The sequence below is a fragment of the Pseudomonas alloputida genome (genome assembly GCF_021283545.2).
In the GTDB taxonomy this organism is placed as follows: Bacteria; Pseudomonadota; Gammaproteobacteria; order Pseudomonadales; family Pseudomonadaceae; genus Aquipseudomonas; species Aquipseudomonas alloputida.
On the sequence record NZ_CP128540.1, the window covers coordinates 1476976 to 1501336 of the forward strand.

Annotated in this window: 27 protein-coding genes and 1 pseudogene; all 28 read left to right on the plus strand. The window is 61.4% G+C overall.

The annotated features are described in order from the left end of the window. The first annotated feature begins 237 nt into the window (after positions 1–237). The 28 genes and pseudogenes from LU682_RS06750 to LU682_RS06880 all read left to right on the plus strand — a co-directional run bounded on the left by LU682_RS06750 (position 238) and on the right by LU682_RS06880 (position 24334). A pseudogene (locus tag LU682_RS06750) lies at positions 238–469 on the plus strand (Acb2/Tad1 domain-containing protein). After that, entirely contained in the window at positions 469–693 is a 225-nt protein-coding gene (locus LU682_RS06755; protein WP_060489853.1) for a hypothetical protein, read from the plus strand. The pseudogene LU682_RS06750 and the gene LU682_RS06755 overlap by 1 nt, the downstream one beginning before the upstream one ends. Positions 694–757: 64 nt before the next feature. Next, positions 758–1114 (plus strand): hypothetical protein, encoded by a 357-nt coding sequence (locus tag LU682_RS29785; protein WP_060489854.1) that lies wholly within the window; start codon positions 758–760, stop codon positions 1112–1114. Further along, positions 1105–1470: an HNH endonuclease gene (locus tag LU682_RS06765; protein ID WP_082423993.1), complete on the plus strand. Its 366-nt coding sequence runs from the start codon at positions 1105–1107 to the stop codon at positions 1468–1470. The genes LU682_RS29785 and LU682_RS06765 overlap by 10 nt, the downstream gene beginning before the upstream one ends. 193 nt (positions 1471–1663) lie before the next feature. Further along, entirely contained in the window at positions 1664–1996 is a 333-nt protein-coding gene (locus LU682_RS29945) for an HNH endonuclease (RefSeq protein ID WP_434785029.1), read from the plus strand. 76 nt (positions 1997–2072) lie between these two features. Then, a complete protein-coding gene (locus LU682_RS06770) occupies positions 2073–2456 on the plus strand; it encodes a terminase (RefSeq protein WP_029885668.1) in 384 nt (127 codons plus the stop codon). Next, positions 2456–4165, plus strand: coding sequence for a terminase large subunit (locus LU682_RS06775; RefSeq protein ID WP_082423994.1), 1710 nt, complete (start codon positions 2456–2458; stop codon positions 4163–4165). Before LU682_RS06770 ends, LU682_RS06775 begins: the two co-directional genes overlap by 1 nt. A gap of 11 nt (positions 4166–4176) precedes the next feature. Then, positions 4177–4341: a hypothetical protein gene (locus LU682_RS06780; protein WP_019752321.1), complete on the plus strand. Its 165-nt coding sequence runs from the start codon at positions 4177–4179 to the stop codon at positions 4339–4341. After that, on the plus strand, positions 4334–5668 hold the full coding sequence (locus LU682_RS06785; RefSeq protein ID WP_082423995.1) for a phage portal protein: 1335 nt from the start codon (positions 4334–4336) through the stop codon (positions 5666–5668). Before LU682_RS06780 ends, LU682_RS06785 begins: the two co-directional genes overlap by 8 nt. Continuing rightward, entirely contained in the window at positions 5665–6411 is a 747-nt protein-coding gene (locus LU682_RS06790) for an HK97 family phage prohead protease (RefSeq protein ID WP_060489856.1), read from the plus strand. Before LU682_RS06785 ends, LU682_RS06790 begins: the two co-directional genes overlap by 4 nt. A gap of 9 nt (positions 6412–6420) precedes the next feature. Next, positions 6421–7674 carry a phage major capsid protein gene (locus LU682_RS06795; protein WP_060489857.1) on the plus strand — a complete coding sequence of 418 codons (1254 nt, stop codon included), beginning with the start codon at positions 6421–6423 and terminating at the stop codon, positions 7672–7674. A gap of 41 nt (positions 7675–7715) precedes the next feature. After that, entirely contained in the window at positions 7716–7940 is a 225-nt protein-coding gene (locus tag LU682_RS06800; protein WP_060489858.1) for a hypothetical protein, read from the plus strand. Positions 7941–7943: 3 nt separating this feature from the next. Further along, entirely contained in the window at positions 7944–8420 is a 477-nt protein-coding gene (locus LU682_RS06805) for a head-tail connector protein (protein ID WP_060489859.1), read from the plus strand. After that, positions 8420–8761, plus strand: coding sequence for a phage head closure protein (locus tag LU682_RS06810; RefSeq protein WP_029885675.1), 342 nt, complete (start codon positions 8420–8422; stop codon positions 8759–8761). Before LU682_RS06805 ends, LU682_RS06810 begins: the two co-directional genes overlap by 1 nt. Then, a complete protein-coding gene (locus tag LU682_RS06815; protein ID WP_029885676.1) occupies positions 8754–9239 on the plus strand; it encodes an HK97-gp10 family putative phage morphogenesis protein in 486 nt (161 codons plus the stop codon). The genes LU682_RS06810 and LU682_RS06815 overlap by 8 nt, the downstream gene beginning before the upstream one ends. Next, positions 9236–9604 (plus strand): DUF3168 domain-containing protein, encoded by a 369-nt coding sequence (locus tag LU682_RS06820; protein WP_060489860.1) that lies wholly within the window; start codon positions 9236–9238, stop codon positions 9602–9604. The genes LU682_RS06815 and LU682_RS06820 overlap by 4 nt, the downstream gene beginning before the upstream one ends. Positions 9605–9666: 62 nt before the next feature. Then, on the plus strand, positions 9667–10167 hold the full coding sequence (locus LU682_RS06825; RefSeq protein WP_060489861.1) for a phage tail tube protein: 501 nt from the start codon (positions 9667–9669) through the stop codon (positions 10165–10167). Continuing rightward, positions 10164–10502: a phage tail assembly chaperone family protein, TAC gene (locus LU682_RS06830; protein WP_029885679.1), complete on the plus strand. Its 339-nt coding sequence runs from the start codon at positions 10164–10166 to the stop codon at positions 10500–10502. The genes LU682_RS06825 and LU682_RS06830 overlap by 4 nt, the downstream gene beginning before the upstream one ends. 29 nt (positions 10503–10531) lie before the next feature. After that, positions 10532–10789, plus strand: coding sequence for a phage tail assembly protein T (locus tag LU682_RS06835; protein ID WP_060489862.1), 258 nt, complete (start codon positions 10532–10534; stop codon positions 10787–10789). A 74-nt stretch (positions 10790–10863) separates the two neighbouring features. Next, entirely contained in the window at positions 10864–11214 is a 351-nt protein-coding gene (locus tag LU682_RS06840; RefSeq protein ID WP_029885680.1) for a superinfection immunity protein, read from the plus strand. A gap of 53 nt (positions 11215–11267) precedes the next feature. Beyond that, complete coding sequence (locus tag LU682_RS06845; protein ID WP_060489880.1) at positions 11268–13826, plus strand: phage tail tape measure protein; 2559 nt, start codon at positions 11268–11270, stop codon at positions 13824–13826. Next, complete coding sequence (locus tag LU682_RS06850; protein ID WP_060489881.1) at positions 13826–14173, plus strand: phage tail protein; 348 nt, start codon at positions 13826–13828, stop codon at positions 14171–14173. The genes LU682_RS06845 and LU682_RS06850 overlap by 1 nt, the downstream gene beginning before the upstream one ends. A 34-nt stretch (positions 14174–14207) precedes the next feature. Then, entirely contained in the window at positions 14208–14909 is a 702-nt protein-coding gene (locus LU682_RS06855; RefSeq protein WP_029885683.1) for a phage minor tail protein L, read from the plus strand. A 3-nt stretch (positions 14910–14912) separates the two neighbouring features. Then, complete coding sequence (locus LU682_RS06860; protein ID WP_029885684.1) at positions 14913–15695, plus strand: C40 family peptidase; 783 nt, start codon at positions 14913–14915, stop codon at positions 15693–15695. Then, positions 15692–16276: a tail assembly protein gene (locus LU682_RS06865; protein WP_060489882.1), complete on the plus strand. Its 585-nt coding sequence runs from the start codon at positions 15692–15694 to the stop codon at positions 16274–16276. The genes LU682_RS06860 and LU682_RS06865 overlap by 4 nt, the downstream gene beginning before the upstream one ends. A 54-nt stretch (positions 16277–16330) precedes the next feature. Beyond that, entirely contained in the window at positions 16331–23803 is a 7473-nt protein-coding gene (locus LU682_RS06870) for a TipJ family phage tail tip protein (RefSeq protein WP_232857436.1), read from the plus strand. Then, on the plus strand, positions 23800–24180 hold the full coding sequence (locus LU682_RS06875) for a hypothetical protein (RefSeq protein WP_060489885.1): 381 nt from the start codon (positions 23800–23802) through the stop codon (positions 24178–24180). Before LU682_RS06870 ends, LU682_RS06875 begins: the two co-directional genes overlap by 4 nt. Continuing rightward, positions 24164–24334, plus strand: a complete 171-nt coding sequence (locus tag LU682_RS06880) for a hypothetical protein (protein WP_177332261.1) — start codon at positions 24164–24166, stop codon at positions 24332–24334. Before LU682_RS06875 ends, LU682_RS06880 begins: the two co-directional genes overlap by 17 nt. Positions 24335–24361: the final 27 nt, after the last annotated feature.

A 24361-nucleotide genomic window follows, 5' to 3' on the forward strand; every position in this document is an offset into this window, starting at 1 on the left:
CTTGTCGAGAATGGAGATCGCCAGCCTTTTTCCTTTGCGGCGGTCTGCTCTAGTTGGTGTATCCGGAAATCAAGCCGCATGACTACTAATGGGTCAATTCCACTCGAGTGATCATGCAGCATGCTGGATAGCCGCTTTAGTTGTTCGACCAGATCTAAATGCTTTCTGGCGAGATCCTTTTTTCCTTCCATAGCGTCTTGCTCCATAAAGCCTTTCAATCAGCATAGAGGTTCACCCATGGACAACCAGCACAAGAAGATTACCGGTTACCGCGATCTCACCCAGAGTGAGATCGACGGAATGAATTCCATCAAGGCTTTTGATGGCTGAAGCTGGCGAATTGTTCAAGCAGATCGGCCAGATCGAAGGTGTGGACCAGCGCACCTTGGCCCTGGCCAAGACCAACCTGCAGCAGGGCTTCATGTGGTTTGTGCGCTCGATCGCCAAGCCGGCTGACCCTTTCAGCTAATGGCCAAGGCGCCTTACACACCCTGCAAGCTCTACGTGGACGGCGCTGACGGCATCGCGGTTGGCGACTTCATCACCACCGCTGCCGGTTCGGCGTACTTGGTGCAGACGCTGCGGGTGAACCGCAAGCGGCCAGAGCGCAAGCACATGGACTGCCTGCGCTGGCCGATCACCGAGGTGCCGCCTGACGCGCGGTGCTACCAACTGACCTGGTACCGGAGATGACGAGTGTCCTGCAGTGGATGCGCCGCCCGGCGCGAGTGGTTAAACAAATGGGCCAAGGTGGCATATGAGCGAGCAGCAAGCCTATTCCGAACAAATCCAGAAGCTGGGCGCGAAGAAGGGCGACCTTCTGGTGATCAGCGTTCCATTCCCAATCAAGGCGGAGCAGCGCGAGCGGCTGACTCAGCATCTGGCGGGGACGGCTGATCGACTCCAGTGTGAGCTGGTCGTGCTTGAGGCGGGCATCACTGCCCAGCTGCAGCCAAGCGTGAGCGAGCTTCTGGCAGAGCAGCAGAAGCAGACCGCACTGCTCGAGCAGATCGCAACCCAGAACTTGGCACTGATCGAAGCGCTGGCCGAGGGTGAAGGTGCTGACCCTGACGCACAGCCATCCACCTACCTGGACGGCTCGCCATGCCGTTGAGGCCCCAGCGTCCATGCCGGACTCAGGGATGCAGGTCGCTGCACCGGAATGCCAACGGCTACTGCGATGGCCATGCCGAACTGGCTGCCGAACAGGCCAAGGCCTGGGCGACGCGTAAGGGGTCTGGCCGTGGTGGTCGCCCCTGGCGCCGCAAGCGTGAGCGAATCCTGAAGCGAGACCAGTACCTCTGCCGGTGCGATGACTGCACCCAGCTAGGTCGCATCCGCGAAGCTCATGAGGTTGACCACATCGTGGCCCTGGCCCACGGCGGTACTGACGATGACGACAACCTTCGGGCGATCAACCGTGACTGCCACAAGGCGAAGACGCAGAAAGAATCCCGACAGCATCGATAGATAGAACATGCAACCAATACCCAACCTCAGCGGCTACTACGCAACTGAGGGCGGGGAAGTTGCGTCTGTGCGGTCTGGATCTGTCCGGGTTCTCAAGAGCCAGGTGTACGATGGCTACCATCGCGTCACATTGACGGTTCGAGTCAATGGCAAGAAGGAACGTCATCGCTTCGAAGTGCATCGACTCGTGCTTATGGCGTATGCAGGCTTGCCGCAAACTGACGGCCTTGAAGCGCGCCACTTGAACGGTGTGAGCGAGGATAACCGTCCGGTTAACTTGGCGTGGGGTACCAGGCGACAGAACCTAGAGGACGCCATCAAGCATGGTACTCGCGGACCAGGAATGAAGGCTCTGCATCGACGCCTTACTGACCAACAGGTGGTTGAGATAAGGCAGAGGAGAGCTGCAGGCGAGTCGCCGAAGGCTCTGGCCGAGGAGTACGGTGTACACCGCGAATACATCCCCAAGATCGTCAGCGGTAAGGCTTGGAGCTGCATACCGATCAAGGTGGGGGTAGGGGTCTAGTGAAAGTTCACACCTTTCCGCTCGGACACCGCGCCCTCAGCTTTTTTTCCACTTCCGCAAAATTCAGGTTTTCAAAATGGCCCGACCGCGCAAGCCGACCAACGTGCTTGAGCTGACCGGTGCGTTCAAGAAAGACCCCCAGCGTCACCGTGAGGATGCCGAACCGGTGGGTGAGCTGACCGCACCGCCGGCTCACATCAACGGAGCAGTGCTCCACGCCTGGAAGGAGATTGCGAAGTACGCCCCGCGGGACGTGCTGACCAACTCCGACCGACTCAGTCTGGAACTGGCCGCCAACCTGCTGGCCCAGTTCCGCAACGACCCACTCGATTTCCCTGCCGCCAAGCTAGTGCGCCTGGAGGCCATGCTCGGCAAGTTCGGCATGACGCCGGCTGACCGGTCCAAGGTGGGCGGGGGTAAAAAAGACGCGCCGAAGGGCAATGCATTCGCGGAGCTGTGATGGCCAAGGTGAAATTTCCGCTGATGAAGGCGGCCGAAAAGTACGCCAAGGATGTCGTCGCCGGGAAGATCCTCGTCTGCAAATGGATCCAGCTGCTGGCCCAGCGTCACCTCGACGACCTGGCTGCCTCAAAGCGCAAGGACTTTCCGTACAAATTCGATCCCGCCAAGGCGGAGAAAGTCGCCAAGTTCCTGCAGCTTCTGCCGCACACCAAGGGTAAATGGGGCGGAAAGAAGCAGCTGATCAAGCTGGAGCCCTGGCAACTTTTCTCGGTTTGCGTGCCGTTCGGCTGGGTCCGCAAGAAGGATGGCACTCGGCGTTACCGGACGATTCTGGTGTTCGTACCCAGGAAGAACGGCAAATCGATCATCGGCGGCGGCGTGGGTCTGTACATGTTCGTCGCCGACGGAGAGTTCGGCGCCGAGGTCTACTCTGGAGCGACCACGGAGAAGCAAGCCTGGGAGGTGTTCAGGCCGGCCAAGCTGATGGTCGAGCGTACCGACGACTTGCGAGAGCACTACGGCGTCGACGTGAACGCTTCCAACATGGTCGTTTTGGCCGATGGGTCGCGATTCGAACCGGTCATCGGGAAGCCTGGCGACGGCTCTTCACCGTCCTGCTCGGTGGTCGACGAGTACCACGAACATCAAGATTCGACGCTCTACGACACCATGGAAACCGGCATGGGCGCCCGCGAGCAGCCAATCATGCTAGTCATCACCACTGCTGGGTCCAGCATCGGCGGGCCTTGCCACCAGCTGATTCGCGACTCCGAGCGGATGCTGGAAGGGGTCATTGAACGTCCGGATCTCTGGCCCGCGCTCTACACCATTGACCATGGCGATGACTGGACCAGCGAGATCGCGCTGCGCAAGGCGAATCCGAACTTCGGCATTTCGGTCGGGGAGGACTTTCTGCTGGCCCGCCAGCGTGACGCGATGCAGTCGGCTACCAAGCAGGCCACCTTCCGCACCAAGCACCTGAATGAGTGGGTAGGCGCCAAGAATGCCTGGCTCAACATGCTGCGCTGGAAAGAGGCCCCGGTCAGGAAGAGCCTTGCAGAACTGGAGGGCCGCCCGTGCTACGGCAGTCTCGACCTGGCGAGCAAGATCGACATTGCTGCGAACCTGCTGATCTTTCCGCCCCATGGCGACGATCCGTTCTGGCATATCCACGCCAGGTACTACCTGCCAGAGGCGCGGGTGCTGGAGGAGCTGGACAGCAACACCGCGCGGTACCGCGAATTCGATGCTCTCGGTCTGCTGACCCTGACCGACGGAGAGGTCACTGACTTCGAAGTCATCAAGGAGGACATGCGAGAGTTTGCCGGTCGCTTCGACATCCGGGCCTACGCCTACGACCCATGGCAGGCCACCCAGCTGGCTCAGGAAATGGACGCCGAAGGTTTGCCGATGGTGGAGCTGCGCCAGACAGTGCAGAACTTGAGCGAGCCCATGAAAGAGGTCGAGGCTCTGGTGCTGCAGCGCAAGCTGGCCCACGGTGACTGCCCGGTGCTGACTTGGATGGCCTCGAACGTGGTGGCGAAGCTGGACGTGAAGGACAACATCTACCCCAACAAGGAGCGCCCGGAGAACAAGATCGACGGCATGGTGAGCCTGATCACCGGCTGCGCCGTGGCCATCAAGCTCGGTATCGATGACTCCGGCCACTTCGATGACTTTCTTGCCAGCCCGATCGTGGTTGGCTAACTGGACTACCTATGAAAACTGGCCTGATCATCTTTCTGGTGCTTGCCGCCGGCGGCTTGCTGCTGGGCGTCGCTGGTGTATACGTGCTGGCCGGCTTGGGTTACGCGCTGCTGGCCGCTGCTGGTTCGCTACTGATCGCCGCGGGCTTCATTCGCAAGGGGTTGATCGGTGGATAAATCATTGACGCAGATCCTCGGCCAGGCCCTGGTGAAGTCGGCCGAGCCGGGAGTGGCATCGAGCCTGGCGGGATGGGCGGGCCGCAAGATCGGCCTAACCGACTCCGCCTTCTGGAACACCTTCTACGGTACCGACTCGGCCTCAGGGAAGGTGGTCAGCCAGCAGACGGCGCTCCAGCTCTCGACTGTTTGGGCATGCGTGCGCTTGATCGCTGAAACGATCGCCACGCTGCCGATCGCCTTGTACGAGGACAGGAACGGTGCGCCGGTGGTGGCCAGCTCTCACCCGGTCAACTTCGTCATCAGCCAGCAACCCAACGCCGACCAAACCCCTGTGGAGTTCTGGGAGAACGTCATGGCCAGCCTGCTGCTGCAGGGGAATGCATTCTGTGAGCCCCACCAGAGCGGCCGCACCTTGACGAGTCTGGAGTTCCTTCTGCCGCAGAACATGTCGCCCCCGCGGCGCTTGGCGGACGGCTCCATTGAGTACCGCTACACCGACAACTTCGGCAAGCCTCACACGTTGACCGAGGATCAGATGGTGCACGTCCGAGCCTTCGGCGTTGACCCGCTTTGCGGCCTTTCGCCTCTGGCATACGGGCGACAGGTGCTGGGCTCGGCCATGGCGGCTGATGAGTCGGCGGCGAAGATGTTCGCCAACGGCATGAAGCTGGGCGGCGTCCTGTCCACGGACCAGATCCTCAAGCCGGAACAGCGGAAGGACATCCGCGAGGACATGATCAAGCAGTTCTCAGGCGCGACGAACCACGGCAAGACGATGGTTCTCGAGGCGGGAATGAAGTACCAGCAGGTATCCATGACGCCTGAGGATGCCCAGATGCTGCAGACCAGGGCGTTCAACGTCGAGGAGATTTGCCGCTGGTTCCGCGTGCCGCCCTGGATGGTCGGGCACACACAGAACTCCACCAGCTGGGGTACCGGCATGGAGCAGCAGATGATCGGCTTCCTGTCTTTCACGCTGCTGCCCTGGATCAAGCGCATCGAAATGTGCGCCAACCGCCGCCTGCTGCGTCCTGACGAACGTCGCCGCTTCTACGTGAAGTTCAACCCGGAAGGGCTGTTGCGCATGGACAGCGCGGCGCGGGCGGCCTTCTACAGCTCGATGACCCAGAACGGGATCTACACCCGGGACGACTGCCGGCGCAAAGAGAACTTGCCGCCGGAGGGCGGCAACGCGGCAAAGCTCACCGTGCAATCCAACATGCTGCCGATCGACAAGCTGGGCGAAGACCCCGGCGGCGCCAACCAGGCCAAGGCAGCGTTGCTCGACTGGCTCAACGACCAGCCAAGAGGTAAATCTGAATGAAAACCGCACCCACCAGCTGGTGGTCTGGGCCCGGCGTCAAGGCGGGACACAAGGATCGAGCAGCGGCAGTCAAGTACCGCTCTTTCGACTATGACGTGAAGGCTGTCGGCGACGACGGCCTTTTTTCTGGCTACGGCTCAGTGTTCGGCGTGGTCGACAGCTACAACGAGGTGGTCGCGCCTGGCGCCTTCCTGGAGTCGATCGAGGACGCCAAGGCCAAGTCGAGAACCTTCCCGGTGCTCTGGCAGCACCGCACCGGCGAGCCTATTGGCAGCTGGGACATCAGCAGCATGAAGGAAGACGACCGGGGTTTGTTCGGCGCCGGTGAGCTCTGGCTGCAGGACGCCCCGTATGCGCGCATCGCTTACCGCGGCATGCAGACGCGTTCGATCACCGGCCTGTCGATCGGCTACTACGTGCGCGAGTCTAGCTTCGATGAGAAGACCCGCATTCGCACGCTGACCAAGCTCGACCTGATCGAGATTTCCATCGTGACCGTGCCGGCCAATGACGAGGCCCGCACCGACACGATCAAGTCGAAGTTGGCCCACGGCGGCCTGCCTTCGATGCCCGAATTTGAGTTGCTCCTGCGCGAGGCAGGCTTCTCGAAGACTCAGTCTGCGGTGATTGCCAACCGTGGCCTGCAGCACCTGCTCCGGAGCGAGTCCGAGGGCGACCTGGCAGCAATTGAAATCGCTGAGGCGCTCAAGTCGCGCCCCGCTCTTTCCCTCCCTTCGTTTTGAGGAATCACCATGCATAACGCCATGAGCAACCAGGCTCGCTCCGAACATCGCCAGTTCCAGCGCAAGGAGCACGCCGACGACAAGATCCAGCTGAAAGCGGTCAACGACCTGCTCGATGAGCGCGATCAGGAAATCAAGGCCTTCGCCAGTAAGGCGGCGGCTGAAATCAAAGAGCACGGCACCATCCTCGAGGAAACCAAGACCGTTCTCGACGGCCTGGTGAAGGATGGCCTGGGCCTGCAGGATCGCCTGCAGGAGATCGAGCAGAAGATGGCCCGCCGCTTCGCGGCAAACGATCCGGTTGACGTGAAATCGGTTGGTGAAGAGCTTTCTGAAACCGAAGAATTCAAGGCCCTGCAAACCCGTGGTCGTGGTATCGCGCGCATCGGTCGCAAGGCTGTCACCAACATCACCAGTGCCACCACCGGGACCGGCGGCGTGGGCGTTGCCATCCAGCCGACCCGCCTGCCAGGCATCATCACTGAGCCTGAGCGACAGTTCACTATTCGTGACCTGATCATGCCGGGCCGCACCTCGTCCAACGCCATCGAGTATGTGCGCGAGAGCGGCTTCCAGAACATGGCCGCCGCTCAGGCTGGCGAGGGCGCATTGAAGGCCCAGTCGGACCTGTCCTTCGAGCTGAAGACCACCCCGGTGCGTACCATCGCTCACTGGTTCAAGGCCTCCAAGCAGGTACTGTCGGATATTCCGCTGCTGCAGAGCTACATCAACGGGCGCGCCATCTACGGCCTGAAGTACAAGGAAGAAGAGCAGATCCTGGCAGGCGACGGTACCGGTCAGAACCTGCTGGGCCTGATCCCGCAGGCGACCGCTTTCAACAACGCCCTGCGCAAAACCGGCGACACCAAGATCGACACCCTGCGCCGCGCCATTCTGCAGGTTCGCGTCGCGGAATACCGCGCCTCGGCCATCGCCCTGAATCCGGTCGATTGGGCCGACATCGAACTCACCAAGGACGCCAACGGCTCCTACATCTGGGTCAACGTGCAGGAAGGTGGCGTGCAGCGCTTGTGGAAACTGCCGGTGGTGGACAGCAACGCCGTACCGGAAGGCGAGTTCCTGGTCGGCGCGATGAACATCGCAGCCCAGGTGTTCGACCGCGAGGAAGCGGCTGTCGAGGTCTCCACTGAAGACGGCGACAACTTCCGCACCAACATGGTCACCATCCGCGCAGAAGAGCGCCTGGCGCTGGCGGTGTACCGCGAAGAGTCGTTCGTTCACGGCGAATTCGACGCCCCGTAACCATCACCGGAGCGCGCCTCGGCAACGGGGCGCGGCAGACCATGCCAGAAGTCAGCGTAAAAACCATCAAGGGTTTCAACAACGACGGCGTCTACGCAAAGCGCGGTTCGACCATTACGGTGGACGAGCAGCGCGCTCGTGACCTGTTGCGCAACGGCCTCATCGAGGAATACGACGTGAAGAAAGCCGAAGACCCAGACAACAAGAAGGCGCCGGAGCCGGCCAACAAGGGCGGCAAGGGAGCGGCCACCAAGCCCAAGGAGTGATCCATGTCCGTGATCGCCATCGACCTGGCCATGCACCATCTGCTGGCTGAACCTGAAGACCAGGTGCTGGTCCAGGCGCAGCTTGATGCGGCGGAGGAGGCGGCCATGCAGTTCCTCAACCGACGCTTCTACCTCGACCAGGTGACGCTCGACGAAGCCCGCGCCGGCGTGTCGGCCGCCCTGCAGCAAGCGAAGGACGTTAACGCAGCGGCGGTCACCGCAGCTGAGACCGAGCAGGACTACGCGCTGCGCTGCCGACTGCTCGACCATGCCCGCCAGGCTCTGGCCGATGCGTATGACCATGCAGACGCCATTGCCTACGGCATGGTGCTCAATTCTTCTATTCAGGCGGCTTGCCTGCTGAAGCTGGGCCATTTGTTTGCCAACCGCGAGGATGTCGTGACCGGGACCATCGCTACCGAGCTTCCGGTGGCATCGCAGCACCTGCTGATGCCATATCGCATCCGGATGGGAGTGTGATGCAGGCCGGCAAGCTCCGGCACCGCATTGACATTCAGGAGCTGAAAGCGGTGCGTGACCCGGTGACCCTCGAGTTCGGGGAGCCAGAATGGGTCACTCGCTGGGAGAAGTGCCCAGCCAGGGTCGAAGATCTGTCGGCCAGAGACTTCATTGCCGCCCAGGCCGGCCAGGCGCAGGCCACGAGTCGGATGGTTATCCGATACCGGCCTGGCGTCCTAGCCACCATGCGCATCCTGTACCGGGGGGAGGTGTATAGCATCGTTGGCCCGCCGCTGGCCGACGCTAAGTCTGGCCTCGACTACCTGACGATCTTGGTCGAGAAGGGGGTTAAGGATGGCTGATGGGGTCGAGTTCAGCATCACCGGCCTGGATACCCTGCTGGGGAAGCTGGAGTCGGTCAGCTATGACGTTCGGCGCAAGGGTGGCCGGGCTGCACTTCGAAAGGCTGCCCAGGTCGTGGTGCAGAAGGCCAAGGAAGGCGCCGAGCGCATCGATGACAAGGCCACTGGCCGCTCAATCGCAGACAACATCGCCTTGCGCTGGAACGGCAAGCTTTTCAAGCAGACAGGCGACCTGGGCTTTCGCATCGGCGTGCTGCACGGCGCCGTGCTCAAGGATGGCGGTGACCTCAGCCCTAACTCGCCGACGCCTCACTGGCGCCTGATCGAGTTCGGTACTGAGAAGATGGCCGCGGCTCCGTTCATGCGACCAGCCCTCGCCAACAGTATCAGCGAAGTCACCAGCACTTTCGTCACCGAGTACGAGAAAGCGATCGACCGCGCCATCCGGCGCGCTGCGAAGAAGGCGGCATCCTCATGACACCACCCATTGAACTCGTTTGCGCAGCATACCCCGGCGTCACGGCGCTGCTCGGCAGTGGCGTTGACCTGCGCATGTACCCATTCGGCGAGGCGCCCGAAGCCGTGGCCAAGCCCTATGCGGTATGGCAGCTGGTGAATGGCAGCCCAGAGAACTACCTGGCCGGCCGCCCTGATGCCGATGGCTTCACGCTGCAAGTCGACGTTTACGGCACCACTAGCAAGTCAGTGCGTCAGGTGCGCGATGCGATTCGCGATGCAATTGAATTGCGCGCCTACGTCACCCGCTGGGGGGGCGAAACTCGCGACCCTGCTACCAAGAACTACCGGGCCAGCTTCGACGTGGATTGGTGGGTGCAACGCTAAACAGTCGAAGTCCATCACGCCCGCCCCGCGCGGGCTTTTTTATTGCTGACTGGAGATAAACCATGTCGATGAATGCTCAGGGCGCACAGCTCTATGCGCTGTTGCCGCCAGCCAATGGTGGCTCAGGCGGTATGACTGTAATGGAAGTTGAGTGCCTCACGGCATTCAACCCCGGCGGTGCGCCTGCAGACCAGATCGATGACACCTGCCTGGCTGACACCGATCGCAAGTACAAAAAGGGCCTTCGCACGCCAGGTCAAGCGACCGCAACTATCCTGGCTGATCCGCGCAACGCCAGCCATGTGCGTATGTTCCAGCTGTCCCAGGACGATAGCGACGAGGACATCCTGTGGGCGCTCGGCTGGTCGGATGGCAAAGGCATTGCGCCCACGGTAAACACTGAGGGTGATGATTTCGAACTGCCGAAGACCCGCACCTGGTGCTTGTTCGCCGGCTACGTAGCGGATTTCCCGTTCGATTTCGCGAGCAACGCCTCGGTGAGCACCGCCGCCACCATTCAGCGTTCCGGCAAGCTCAACTGGATCATTAAGGAAAACCCATGAATCTGGAGCAGCTGAAGAAGAAAGGTGGAGTCATCGCTGATGCACTGGTGCCGAAAGAAGTCGCGTGGAAGCACGTCGACAAGAACGGCAAGACCGTAACTGACAAATTCACGGTCCACATCCGTCGTCACGCCTTCGGTGTGATGGAGGCGATGTTCGCCGGCGGGGAAACTGAGCGCTTCAAAACCGCTCGCTACCTGTCGGCCAGCGTCATGCTGGGCGAAGATGGTACCGAGGAATTGCCATTCGACGACGCGGTGAATCTTGACCCAGGTCTGGGGCTGGCGCTGTACAACGCCGTTAAGGCTGTGAACAATCCGCCCCCAAAGAGCTGACCCCGGCTGATGAACTTTGGCATGAGCTGGTGCTGAACGGGATCGGTGGCACCTCTATCGCAGAGGCCAAGGCCACGCTTTCTTACGCGGAGGTGCTGTCATGGGTCGACTATCGAGACAAGCATGGGTCGCTCAACATAGCCAGACGACAGGAGTTGTCCGCAGCGCTGATCGCCGTTCAGGTAAATCGCAGTCGGGGTGGTAAGGCTGATCTGTACGATTTCATGCCGCATCACCCACAGCAGTCGGGGATATCGCTCATGGATGCGGTTGCCTCTTGGACATAACCCGTTTCGCCTTTGATTTGGGAGAATGTGAATGTAATGGTAGATTTCCTTGGATTAACAGGGAGTGTCTAACCATGGTTGTTGAACCCGAGTCAACCAAAGCATTCGTCACGCTCGCGCTTGTGGTGGCTGTGTATTTTATCCCAACCATTGTGGCCGCAATTCGTCTTCATCAAAATCGCGTCTCGATTATGCTGCTGAACCTCTTCCTTGGATGGACGGGGCTTGGGTGGCTGGGAGCGCTAATATGGTCCGCATCGGCAATAAATAAACCGGCCGGAGGCGTCGCTCCTCCCATCGCTCATGCAGGAAGATCGGGAGAAGATCCATACCATGAGCTCGAAAAATTAGCTGCTCTGAAAGAGCGAGGGCACATAACGGCAGAAGAGTTTGAGGCAGAAAAAGCCAAGATTCTGAGCCGCTAGACCTTCACGTAACAAACCCGCTTAGGCGGGTTTTTTTTCGCCTGGAGGAAAGTATGGCGAGCCGTTCACTTGGCACACTTACACTCGACCTAATCGCGAAAATCGGCGGTTTCACTGGTCCGCTGGACAAGGCAGGTCGTGAAACGCAGAAGCAAATGGCCGAGATCAAGAAGCAGGCCGAGCGTCTGGGTACTGCCGTAGGTGCTACTTTCGCCGCCATTCCCGCCGTTGTCGCTGGGCTTGTAACCAGTTCCGCGTCAGCGGCGAAAGAGATTTCCAATTTATCCGCGCTCGCGGGGGTGGGTACTACTGAGTTCCAGCGCTTTGCGGCTGCCGCAGCCTCGGTCGGACTGAACCAGGAAAAACTGTCTGATATTTTCAAGGACACAAACGACAAAGTCGGCGACTTCCTGGCTACTGGCGGCGGAGAGCTGAAAAACTTTTTCGAAACGGTAGCGCCAAAGGTTGGCGTGACTGCGGACCAGTTTCGCAAGCTGAACAGCGCGGATGCGCTGCAGCTCTACGTTACCAGCCTTCAAAAGGCAAACGTCAGCCAGTCGCAAATGACTTTCTTCATGGAGGCGATCGCCGACGAGGCCACGGCCCTTGTGCCGCTCCTGGCCGATGGTGGCAAGAAATTCAAGGAGCTGGGTAATGCCGCGCAGGCTGCCGGCATGATCATGGATGAGCAGACAATTGGTGCTGCTCAGCAATTCAGCACAGAACTGACCGTTATAGGCCAGTACGCCAACTCAGCGAAGACCGCCCTGGCTGCCGAGTTCATGCCGGTGTTGGCGCAGCTGGCGAAAGACCTGGCCGACACCTCAAAAGAGGCTGGTGGCCTTCGAAAAGTAGTTCAGGAGTTCGCTGATGACTTCATCGAGGTTACTGCGACCACTGCGAGTCTTGCCGACGGTATTGCGCGGGCATTCAAGATTGCTGCAGCGACCATCGTCAGTGGGTTTTCCACAACGATGGCGTACCTGCAGAGCATCGGGGCTACAGCGAACACTTTGCTTGGCGCCATTACTTTTGGCGACATGTCAAAAGACTTCAAGAAGAATGCTGAGCAGCTGACAAACGATGCGATTATCAACTCGAGGACCGCTGGAAGCGTTATGTCGGAGGTTGCGGAAGCCTTCAACAAGCCTTGGTCCGGCGACGTAATCCGCGATTACGTTAAAGAGGCTAGGAAGGCCGCTGCCGAGTTGCCCAAATTGCAGCCGCCAGGAAGTGGTAACGCAGGGATTGTCGGTCACACCGATGCGCAGAAAGCCGCAGCGAAGGCGGCTGAGGCCGCCACCAAAAAGCTGAACCAGGCGTTCAAGACGACTGAAGAGAACTACCAGAGGCAGATTGAGCTGATCAACACCTCGACGGACAAGCGCAAGGATGCGACCGAAGTTGAGAAGCTAGCCTTCGAGATATCCAGCGGGAAGCTGGACGGCATCAACGACAAACAGCGTAAGCGTCTGGAGGGCCTGGCGGCTGAGCTTGACGCCCTGAAGAAGGTCAAGAACGCCGAAGAGGACGCCAAAAAGCTTGCTTCCTTCAAGTCTAACGTGAACGAAGACTTCCTCACAGCCAGCAACGGCTTTGATCAAGAGCTCGCTGGCGCGGGCCGTGGTGACAAGTACAAGGAGCGCCTGAAAGAGCGCCTAGCGATCGAGCAGGACTTCAACCGCCAGCAGCGCGAGCTGGTTCTTCAGCGCAACAGCGGCGATATAAGCCAAGAGCTCTACGACCAGGAAACCGAGGTGCTGAGCGATGCGCTGGCCGAGCGCCTGGAACTGCAGAACGACTATTACAGCCAGCTCGACGAAGCGCAGAACAACTGGATGGATGGCGTCACCAGCGCCTGGGAGAACTTCGCAGACGCTGCGACGAACTACTCGGCCATGGCTGCCGATGCAACGACCTCTGTGCTTGGGAGTGCCAGAAGTGAACTTGGCTCGTTCCTCTCCGATGTAGCCACGGGCTCCGAGGATGCAGGCGATGCCTTGGCCGATATGGTCACCGGCTTCGCCAAGTCGATGATCGATACCCTGGCGGACATGGCCGCACAGTGGCTGGTGTACCAGGCAGTGCAGCTGCTGGTCGGCAAGAGCACCCAGTCGGTTGCAGCTATGGGCATGGTGGCCAACGCGCAGGCGACCTCGTTTCAGGCCCAGCTGGCTGCCTATGCGTCCACTGCCGCGATCCCTATCGTCGGCCCGGCCCTGGCGCCTGGTGCCGCGATGGCCGCAGCCATGGCCACGGCGCCGATGGTGGCTGGCGTGGCATCCACATCCCTCATGGGTATGGCTCACAACGGCCTCGACAACATTCCGCGAGAGGGTACCTGGCTGCTCGACGGCGGGGAACGGGTGCTGAACCCGAACCAGAACCGCGACCTGACTCAGTACTTGCGCAACGCGAACGATGCTGGCGCAGGCTCGGGCGGCGGGGGCGGCGTCACGATCAACGCACCGGTCACCGTCCAGGCTCAGCCCGGCATGAGCGACGACGCCGCGCGCCGACAGGGAGAAATGATGGCCGAGGGGCTGAAGCAGCAGATGGAACAGGTGATTTACGAGGCCACCCAGCAGGGCGGGCTTCTCTGGAGGCGGTAATGGCAGAAACGTTCAGCTTCTGCACCCGGCTGGGTGCGACGGGTGAGATCAAGCAGAGGGTGTGGGAGAACGACTTCGGTGACGGTTACACCCAGGCCGGCGGTACCGGGATCAACACCAAGACCCAGGAGTGGTCGCACAAGGCCGTGGGCAGCCTCGACGCCGGCGAAGAACTGCGCCTGATGCGCGACTTCCTCGACCGGCACGAAGGCTACAAGTCCTTCCTCTGGACGCCGCCGGGCGGCACGCAGGGCCGGTACAAGGCCAACGGCTACAAGCTCGACCCGAAGGGCGCCGGGCTCTTCGAGATCAGCTTCACCATGAAGCAGACATTCACCCCCTACTGACCCCGCACTGCGGGGTTTTTCTTTCTGAGGCCCCATGACATTCGAATCCGATATCCAGAAGCTCGAGCCGGGCAACCAGATCCGGCTGTTCGAAGTGGACGCGACGCGCCTGGGCGGCAACATCATGCGCTTCCACGGCCACGCCCAAGAGGCCGACATCATCTGGCAGGGCCAGCTGTACTCGGCGATGCAGCTGGAAGCCAAGGGCTTCGACATCCGTGGCGATGGCCGGCCCGCAACGCCGACGCTGCAGCTGGTCAACGAAATCAACGGGGTGAGGGGAGCGGTCACCGCGCTGTGCCTGGCCCTGAAGGACCTGGTCGGCTCCAAGGTGAAGGTAATCGAAACCTTCCGGCACTTCCTCGATGCGGCCAACTTCCCCGACGGGAACCCGGAGGCGTCCAACCAGGCGCGGGAAAACCTCTGGTACATCGAGCAAAAGACCGATGAAGACCGCCAGCAGGTGACGTTCCAGCTGTCCAGCCCGCTGGATATGGGCGGCATCATGCTGCCGAGCCAGCAGATCACCAAGTTGTGCCGCTGGGCCTGCCGGGGTCAGTACCGGGGCGAGGCCTGCGCCTACACCGGCGCGGCCATGTACACCAAGCAGGACGAGCCCACCGACAATCCGGCGCTCGACCGCTGCCCGGGGCGGTGGAAGAGCTGCAAGCTCCGCGGCAACACCCGCCGCTTCGGCGGCTCCATGGGCGCGAGCCTGATCGCCAGTTCGAGGTAATCGATGCGCATCAACCAGACACTGCAGGCCGCGATCCGCGAGCATGCCGAACGCGAGTACCCGGCCGAAGCGTGCGGGGTGCTGATCAAGACCGACCAGGGCCGGAGCTACGTGCCTTGTCGCAACCTGGCGAAGACACCGCGGGAGAACTTCCGCCTGCACCACGAGGACCTGGCAAACGCCGAAGACCAGGGCGAGCTGCTGGCGATCGTGCACAGCCACCCCGACGCCGCGCCCATGCCGAGCATGGCTGACCTGGTCAGCTGCGAGCTCCATGAGGTGCCATGGGGCATCGTCGGCTGGCCCGGCGGCGATATGCAGTGGTTCAAGCCGTCCGGCTACCAGGCCCCGCTGCTGGGCCGCGAGTTCGCCCACGGCCTGCTCGACTGCTGGGGCGCCTGTCGCGACTGGTACGCCCGCGAGGCCGGGCTGGTGCTGCCCAACTTCGAACGGGATGACCTGTGGTGGGAGCAGGAGGACGGCCCGAGCCTGTACGAGGCGAACTTCGCTGGCGCCGGCTTCTATCAGGTGGACGTGCCACAGCGTGGTGACATGCTGGTGTTTATGGTGCCATCGCCTGGCCGGCCGTGCTTCCACCCGAACCACGCGGCCATCTACCTGGGCAGTCAACCGGACCTTACCAGTGAGCCGGCGGCATCGCTCGGTGGCAGCGGGCCATTCATCTACCACCACATGGCCGGCAGGGCGTCGACTCGCGAGGTCTACGGCTGGTCGATGGCCAGCCGCTGCCGGCTGATCCTGCGGCACAAGGACTACCAACCATGAAACGCACGGTGAAGCTGTACGGCGTGCTACGCAAGCACTTCGGCCGCGAGTACGTTCTGGACGTGAACAGCACCCGCGATGCCATTCAGGCCCTGTGCAACATGGTCCCGGGCTTCGAGGAGTTCCTGTCCAACGGTGAAGAGCGGGGCCTGGTGTTCACCGTCTTCTCGGGCACTCGCAACCTCTCAGCGGATGATCTGGACCTGAAGGGCGACGACGCCGGCGATATCCGCATCGCACCGATCATCCAGGGCAGCAAGCAGGCCGGTTTGTTCACGACCATTCTCGGCGTGGTGCTGATCGTCGCCGGCTACTTCACGTTCGGCACGACCTCCGCCTACGGCGTCGCCATGATCGCGGGCGGGGCGGCCATGGCCGCCTCCGGCGTTGTGCAGATGCTGTCGCCAACCCCCAAAACCGGTGGCTTGGACCGTAACGAGGATGGCAACAACCCCAGCTATGGCTTTGGTGGTGCAGTCACGACGATCGCCCAGGGCAACCCCTACCCGCTGTTGTACGGCGAGCGGGAGATCGGCGGGGCCGTCGAGTCCGGCGGAATTTACACGCAAGACCGGCTGTGATCGCCGGCAACACCTGACCCGCTTCGGCGGGTTTTTTCGTTTTTGGAGAGTGGAATGGGTCAAGCACTGAAGCGCGCGCCGCGGCGCGCCACTGCAGCCAGCAAGCGGCAGGTGGTCGGCAGCAAGGGCGGTTCAGCCAAGCAGAAACAGCCCAGCATCGCTTCCAACAGCGTTCCGTCGATCGCCACGGTGCGCATGCTCTACCTGTGGAGCTGGGGGCCGATCGTGGGCCCGGTGAACGGCCTGCGTTCTGTGAAACTGGATGGCACGCCAGTCATGGCGGAAGACGGCACCCTGACTTACCCAGGCGTGAAGTGGCAGTTCCGCTCGGGCGAGCTGAACCAGGAGCGCATGACCGGGATCAGCGAGTCGAGCAACGAGATTGCCGTTGGCCAGCAGCTGCTCAGCACCACGCCTTACGTCTACACCATCACCAACTCCATGCTGGACGCCGTGCGCCTGCGGTTCTCGTGGCCACAACTGCAGTCCCAGGATTCGGGCGGCAACATCGATGGCGTTCGTATCGAGTATGCGGTGGACGTTTCTACCGATAACGGCCCGTTCCAGCAGGTGCTGGCCTCCGAGGTCAACCGGAAGAACGTCACCAAGTACGAGCGATCCCATCGCATCGATCTGCCGGCCGGCAGCCGCTGGGCGATTCGCGCGCGCCGGATCACGCCGGAGGCTAATAGCTCGCTGGTGCAGGATGGGATGTACGTCGAGGCCATCGCCGAGGTGGTCGACAGCGATCAGGAATACCCGCTGACCGCCGTCAGTTGCGTGGAGTACGACGCCGAGCAGTTCGGTGGCGACATCGCCAAGATTGCCGTGCTGATGCGCGGGCGAATCGTGCGCGTGCCCATGAACTACGACCCGGTGAACCGCACCTACGCCACCAGCGGCCCCGGCACCACCAACGGCGTTTGGGATGGCACCTTCAAGGAGGCCTACACCAACAACCCGGCCTGGGTGTTCTTCGACCTGGCCCTGCACCCTTACTACGGCCTTGGCGATCGCATCGACGCGACCATGATCAATCGCTGGTCGCTGTACCGCATCGGGCAGTATTGCGACCAGCTGGTGCCGAACGGACTTGGCGGCCAGGAGCCGCGATTTACCTGCAACCTGTACCTGCAGAAGCAGGCCGAGGCCTGGGCCGTTCTGCAGGACCTGGCGGCCATCTTCCATGGCCTGGCCTTCTGGGACGGCAGCCAGATCACCGTCAACGCCGATATGCCGCAGGATCCGGTCTACAACTACACCCTGTCGCAGATCCTCGACGACGGCGCAGTCAAGTACACCGGCAGCAAGCTTCGCGATCGGCACAGCCAGGCCATGGTGTCGTTCGATGACCCAGATCGCGGCTACGACACCGACAAAGAGCCGGTCTTCGATGAAAGCGCCATTGCTGAGTATGGCGTGCGCGAGATCTCTGTGGAGGCTGTCGGCTGCACGTCGCGGGGCCAGGCCCAGCGCGCCGGCCAGTGGGCTCTCATGACCGAGCAGCTGCAGCTGCGCGGTGCCAGCTTCCGTGTCGGCTTGGATGGCTACATCCCGAAGCCGGGCAAGGTGATCACCCTGTCCGACCCGATGCTGGCAGGCCGCGCCAACGGTGGCCGTATCGCCGCCGTGGCCGGGCGCGTCGTGACGGTCGACCGTGACATCGAGGTGCCGACTGGTGCCCGCCTGCTGGTCAACCTGCCCAGCGGCAAGTCCGAGGCGCGCCAGGTGCGCTCTGTGGCCGGCCGCCAGATCACTGTCATGGCGGACTTCAGCGAGGTGCCGCAGCCTGAATCCGGCTGGGTGCTGGACTTCGATGATCTGAAACTGATGCAGTTCTACGTGCGCAACGTCACGCGCCCGGAGTGGCACCAGTTCCAGCTGGAGTGCATCCAGTACGAGCCGAGCAAGTTCGACGCCATTGACTACGGGACGGTGATCGATGACCGCCCCATCAGCGTTCTGCCACCGGGCGTTCAAGATGCCCCGGCGCGCGTGCTGATCGGCAGCCACTCTTCTGTGGACCAAGGTATGGCCGTCACCACCATGACGATCTCTTGGGATGCAGCGCCCGGGGCTGTGGCCTACGACGTTGAGTGGCGCTGGGGCTCGCGGGACTGGGTGAAGGTGCCGAGAACCGGCGAGCTGGCTGCCGACGTGCGTGGCGTGTATGCCGGCCAGTACCTGGCCCGCGTGCGCGCAGTCAGCTCCATGGATGTCTCGTCCATCCCCACCACCTCGATGCTGACCAACGTGGCCGGAAAGACGACGCCGCCGCCGGCGGTCACTCACCTTATCACCGAGAGCCTGCTGTTCGGCATCAAGGTCATGTGGGGCTTCCCGGCTGGTGCCGAGGACACCCAGCGCACCGAACTGTGGTACAGCGAAGGCACCGATCTGGGTTTGGCCACCAAGCTGGCCGACCTGGCCTATCCGCAGAACGAGCACGTCATGCAGGGCCTGCGCGCCGGGCAGCGTTTCTTCTTCTGGGCGCGCCTGGTGGATCGCACCGGCAACCTCGGCCCGTTCTTCCCGGAGGCCCCGGCAGTGGTTGCCGGAATGGCCAGCGCTGATGCTGGCGCGATCCTCGAGCAGATCAAGGATCAGATCACCGAGAGTGAACTGGGCCAGGAGCTCACCAGCCGCATCGACCTGATAGACAAGAATGGCCCTGGGTCGGTGAACGATCGGATAGGGACGGCCAAGACCGAACTGGCCCAGCAAATCAGTGAGGTGAACAACGCCCTCAACACCACCAAGGGCAACTTGCAGCAGCAGATCACCGCTGTGAGCGTTGATGTGTCGGCTGCCAAGGCCGACCTGCAGCAGCAGATCGCCAACGTCTCGGCCTTGGCCGGCTCGTTGCCGTACCGGAAAGACAAGGCCTACAGCGTCGGGCAAAGCGCCCTGGGCAGTGATGGCAAGTTGTACCAGGCCCTAAAAGCGGTACCGCTGAACACGCCACCGCCGAACGCCACCTACTGGACCGATGTTGGCCAGGCGGTGGTGACTGCCAACGGCATGGCCGCGCGCGTCCAGACCATGGAAACCAAAGTCGAAACCCTGGAGGGCGCCACCTCAGCCCAGGCCCAGCAGATCTCGGGCCTGCAGTCGAGCCTTACCACCACCAACGGCAACGTGTCGGCTGCCCAGCAGGCTGCGCAGGATGCGGCCACGCTGGCGGGCGGGAAGGGCAAGGTCATTGTTCAGTCGGCCGCGCCTGCCGTCGCTGACCGCCTGGCGCAGAACCTATGGATCGACACCACCAGCAATGCCAACACCCCGAAGCGCTGGACCGGCTCGGCTTGGGTTGCGGTGACGGACAAGGTGGCCACCGATGCAGCCGCTGCTGCCGCTGGTGCTCTGGCCCTGGCGCAGACCAAGGCCGACGCTTCTGTAGTCAGCAGTCTGAGCACCCGCGTCAGCGATGCCGAGGGCAAACTGTCGTCGCAAGCCACCCGCATGGACGGCATGCAGACCAGCATCGACGGCAAGGCCAGTTCGCAGGCGCTGCAGCAGGTCACGAGCCGTGTGACGGCGACCGAGGACAAGGATAAGGCCCAAGATCAGCTCATCAGCTCGCAAAGCCAGGCGCTCACCTCGCTGACTGACAGCGTGAGCAAGAAGGCGGATGCTTCGGCTGTCCAGTCCCTGGGTAACCGAGTAGAGGCTGCTGAAGGGGCACTGAGCAGCCAGAGCACTGATATCACGCAGCTGAAAAACAGCGTAGGCGCTGCCCAGCCATTCGTTGCTGGCCGTGCCTGGGAGTTCACCGGCTCGACAAGGGGTTGGGTGGCGACCGCGACAAATGGGACGATTACTGCGGGCCCGCTGTTTGCTACCGTGACTGCAAACCCGAACCTTCAGTGCAATTTCACCCCAGTCGTTGCAGGCGCAGAGAACCCTTATCTGCGGATCAGGCTAAGGCGGCGTAATACCAGCCGGGCGGGTGCCCAGATGTACTGGGCCAACGAAGACGGCGGGTTGGCCGAGGCAAGGCGCTTTGGGTGGTTCATCAGCACCACAACCACGGATTGGCAGGACATCGAGCTTGACCTGTCCGGCCATGCCGGGTGGAACGGCAAGAAAATTTACGCCATCCGCCTGGACATGATGAACTCCGGTGATACAAGCGGCGAGATCGATATCGCTTATATCGCCGTTGGTAGGCGTTCCGCCTCGGCCTCGGCAGAAGCCGTTTCCACTCTGAGCAACGCGGTTACCGAAGCAGAAGGAAAGCTATCCAGCCAGAGCCAGTCGATCGTAAATCTGCAGGGTGGGCTCAATGCCACCAACGGTAATGTGTCAGCTGCGCAGAAGGCTGCCCAAGACGCCTACAGCCTCGCTGATGCCAAGGGCAAGGTGATCGTCCAAAACTCAACACCTTCAGCCATCAACCAGCAGATCCAGAACCTTTGGATTGATACCACAGGTGGTGGGAACACACCCAAACGGTGGAATGGCTCTGCATGGCAGGCAGTTTCGGACAAGGTAGCCACGGATGCCGCAGCAGCAGCGGCCAATGCCCTGAGCCAAGTAGCGACAAAGGCTGATGCCTCTACCGTTCAGAGCCTCACGAATAAGGTAGAGCAACAAGGCGCAGCCATCACCGCCGCTGGCGAGGCGATCACTGGTATTAATGCATCGCTCGGCCAGGTTGGCGGCGAGAACCTACTGCCTAACCCTTCGTTTGAGGTAGAGGGGCCAACTGCCGGCCTTGCTGATGGCTGGCGTATTGGCTCTCCGCTGTCTGCACCCAATCGGCTGCTGTCGTTGGTGCCGTCAACCTTGGACCCTCGCGGTAAGGCGCAGCGTGTCGATGCCAAAGGGCTATCCGGCTCTGCGTATGTGGATGTTGCGCTACCGAACGCAAGCTGGGTGTCCATGGCGCCAGGGCAGGTACTGACAGTGTCGGCGTATGTCCGGGGCACCCAGGATCTGGTCAGTGAGATATACCTGCAATACAAGAACAGTGGTGGGGCCACGATAGGGACGCATGGACCGCTCCGAACCATTCTGAGCGACGCATGGAACCGACCAGTCTTCACTGGCGCTGCCGCTCCAGCGGGGACGATCGGGGCAGACCTTCTTCTACGCGTCAGAGGTCCTTTGGGTGGTACCGCCAGTGACGGCTACTACGAGATTGATCGCGCCCAAGCTGAACTATCCATCGTCGTGAGTGCCTGGAAGGACAACGCCAAGAACGCTCAAAGCGCAGCGCAAGCAAACGCTGCAGCGATCAACAGCGTATCGGGTCGTGTCTCCAGCACGGAGGAGGGGCTGACGTCAGTCAGTGGTCGGCTAACTCAACTGGACAATTCGATCGGAGACGTTGGCGGAGAGAATCTGCTCTACAACCCGGCTTTCACGAAATTGGGAGCAGCTACGGGGAACAATCCTGATGGATGGGTTCCGGAAGGGACGGCGACCTATACGCCCTCAATGGTCAGCTCCTGGCTTAACGCTGCAGAAAATGCATATCGGTGCACCACCACGGGCGTTGGCACAACAGCTTCGGGCAACCCTTACACGTCGCTGGTCACAGCAAGTGAACGGGCTCCTGCAGTTGCCCCGGGTCAGACGGTGACGTCGTCGATCTATGCAAGGAAGACCTCCGATTCAGGCGATTTGGGATTGAGGATCTTCCATCAGTGGGCAAACGCCGCCGGTACCGTAATCTCCGCTCCGGCCTCGCTGGTTGTGCCCGTATCGGTTTCCGGCGATCGCGTGTCGTTCACATCGATTGCTCCTGCTGGCGCCGCCAAGGTTCGGGTGTTTTACCGGGCCCACGCTGCAAGCGGGAGTAGTGCTGCTGGTACTTTCGAGGTTGCCAGGCCACAGGTCGAATACGGTTCGCGGCCGACTGGCTGGCGAGACAACGGGCAGGTCAACAGCACCGCCATCGGCGCCGTTTCTACGGCAGTCGACGGCCTGACATCCAGCGTGAGCCAGCAGGGCAAAGACATCAACTCTGTGTCCAGCAGAACGACCAGCCTGGAGAATAGCGTCAACAACGGTTCCACTGGACTGGCCAGCAAGGCGTCGACCGCTGCGCTGACCAGCGTGGCCAACCGCGTCGCTGCTACGGAAAGCGGCCTGACGGCGCAATCCACGAGCATCACCAACCTGGAGGCGAAGATTGGCACCGCTCTGCCATTCGTGGCTGGGCAGACCTGGGAGTTCGTTAACTCAGTGGAGGGATGGATAGCCAATACGTCTGGAGCAACCCTGACCGCTGGCCCTCAGTATGCAACTGTCGCCAAGTTCACGACCATTCAGGCAACCAACACCTTCCCGGTCATAGACGGAGCCGCGAACCCTCTTGTGAGGATCAGGCTACGCCGGCGCAACACCGGCCGGACCAGTGCGGCTATGTACTGGGCCAACGAGGATGGGGGGCTTGCCGAGGCTCGGCGGTTCAACTGGCCTATCAGCACCTCGAGTGGAGATTGGCAGGACATCGAGCTCGATCTGTCCGGCCATTCTGGTTGGAATGGGAAGAAGATCTGGGCCATCCGCCTGGACATGTACAACTCGGGTGATGCCAATGGCGAGGTGGACATCGCCTACATCGCAGCCGGGCGACGGTCGGTGGCTGCTTCGGGGAGGGCGTTTGACTCACTCAGCGTCAACGTTTCCCAGCAGGGGGACAAGCTGGCGGCTGAAACACAGAGGATAAATGGGCTGCTGTCCTCTGTCGGAGATGCCAACGCTGCGATTCAGAACGAAGCCAAGGCCCGAAGCGATGCTGATGGAGCACTCAGTCAGCAAATTCAGAGCACCCAATCGTCTTTGGGGGCCACCAATGCTTCGGTACAGCAGATCAGTACCGCGCAGACCGGATTGAATAATCGGGTCAACGCTCAGTTCTCGATCAAGGTTGCAGTTACGCAAAGCGGAGTTTATGCGCTCGGTGGGATTGGAGTAGGCATTCAGAACCAGAATGGTGTGCTGCAGTCGGTCGTGGCCGTCTTGGCGGACCAGTTCGCGGTAATCAACGCCGCCGGCAATGGTTACGTCAGCCCGTTTGCGATTCAAGGCGGCCAGGTGTTCATGAATGATGCCTTCATTCGTGATGGCAGCATCATCAACGCCAAGATCGCCAACGGTGCGATTACGTCGGCGAAGATCGGTGTGGCGGAAATCGACACGCTGCGCATTCGTGGGAACGCCGTCACCGTGCCGGTATCGGCAAATAGCCCCGGGAATGTGCTGGGTGCGGGAGTAGGCCAATGGCAGAACTTGGCCGCCGTCGGCGTGCAAATGGACGAGGGCGGTTTCATCACGGCCCAGTACAGCTGCTACCAAGGGTTTGGCAGTGGTATCCGTAAGTACCAATTCCAGATGGATATCAACGGCCTGGTGATCGCTGAAGGTGGAGGCGACTGGGCGGACGGTTTCCCTAACCTGATGGGATCAATCGGCGTTGGCCCGGGTTTTTTCGTCGTCACTGTGAAGTGGTGGGGGGAGAACACGGGTGTCGGCGTGAGAAATCATAACCTCTTTGCCATGGGGACTAAACGGTGAGCAACATTGGACACTTCGCAGCCTATGAGACTGACGGCCGGATCGTATTTGCCGTCAGCTGCCCGCCCGAGTTCGGGAAGCAGATCATCAGGCTGAATACCGACCGGCCCTTCATCCAAGTGGCCACACCGGCAAGGCCGGCCGATCACTTCGTGATGGGGCAAATGCTCAGGGAGCGCCCCCAGATGGGGGCGGTTCTCCAAGGGCTCTGGTTGAAGGGGGTGCACGAAGGTGCCGCCGTCAACATCGAGAGCGAAACCTACACCGCTGACGGCAGTGACATCGAGCTGGGATTTTCGGCGCCCGGTATCTACACCGTCACGGTCAGCCTTTGGCCATACCGCGATCAGGAGTTCACCGTTGAAAATTCAGCATAAGAGCGACCACACCAAGCGCCGTGCGGCCGAGTACCCGCCGGTGGAGGAGCAACTGGACATGCTTTGGCATGCGATGAATCAAGGGCTTATGCCCAAGGCTGAGCCGTTCTTCTCGACCCTGCAGCAGATCAAACAGCAACACCCCAAGGCTTGAATCCAAGTCAACTACCCAATGCCCGCC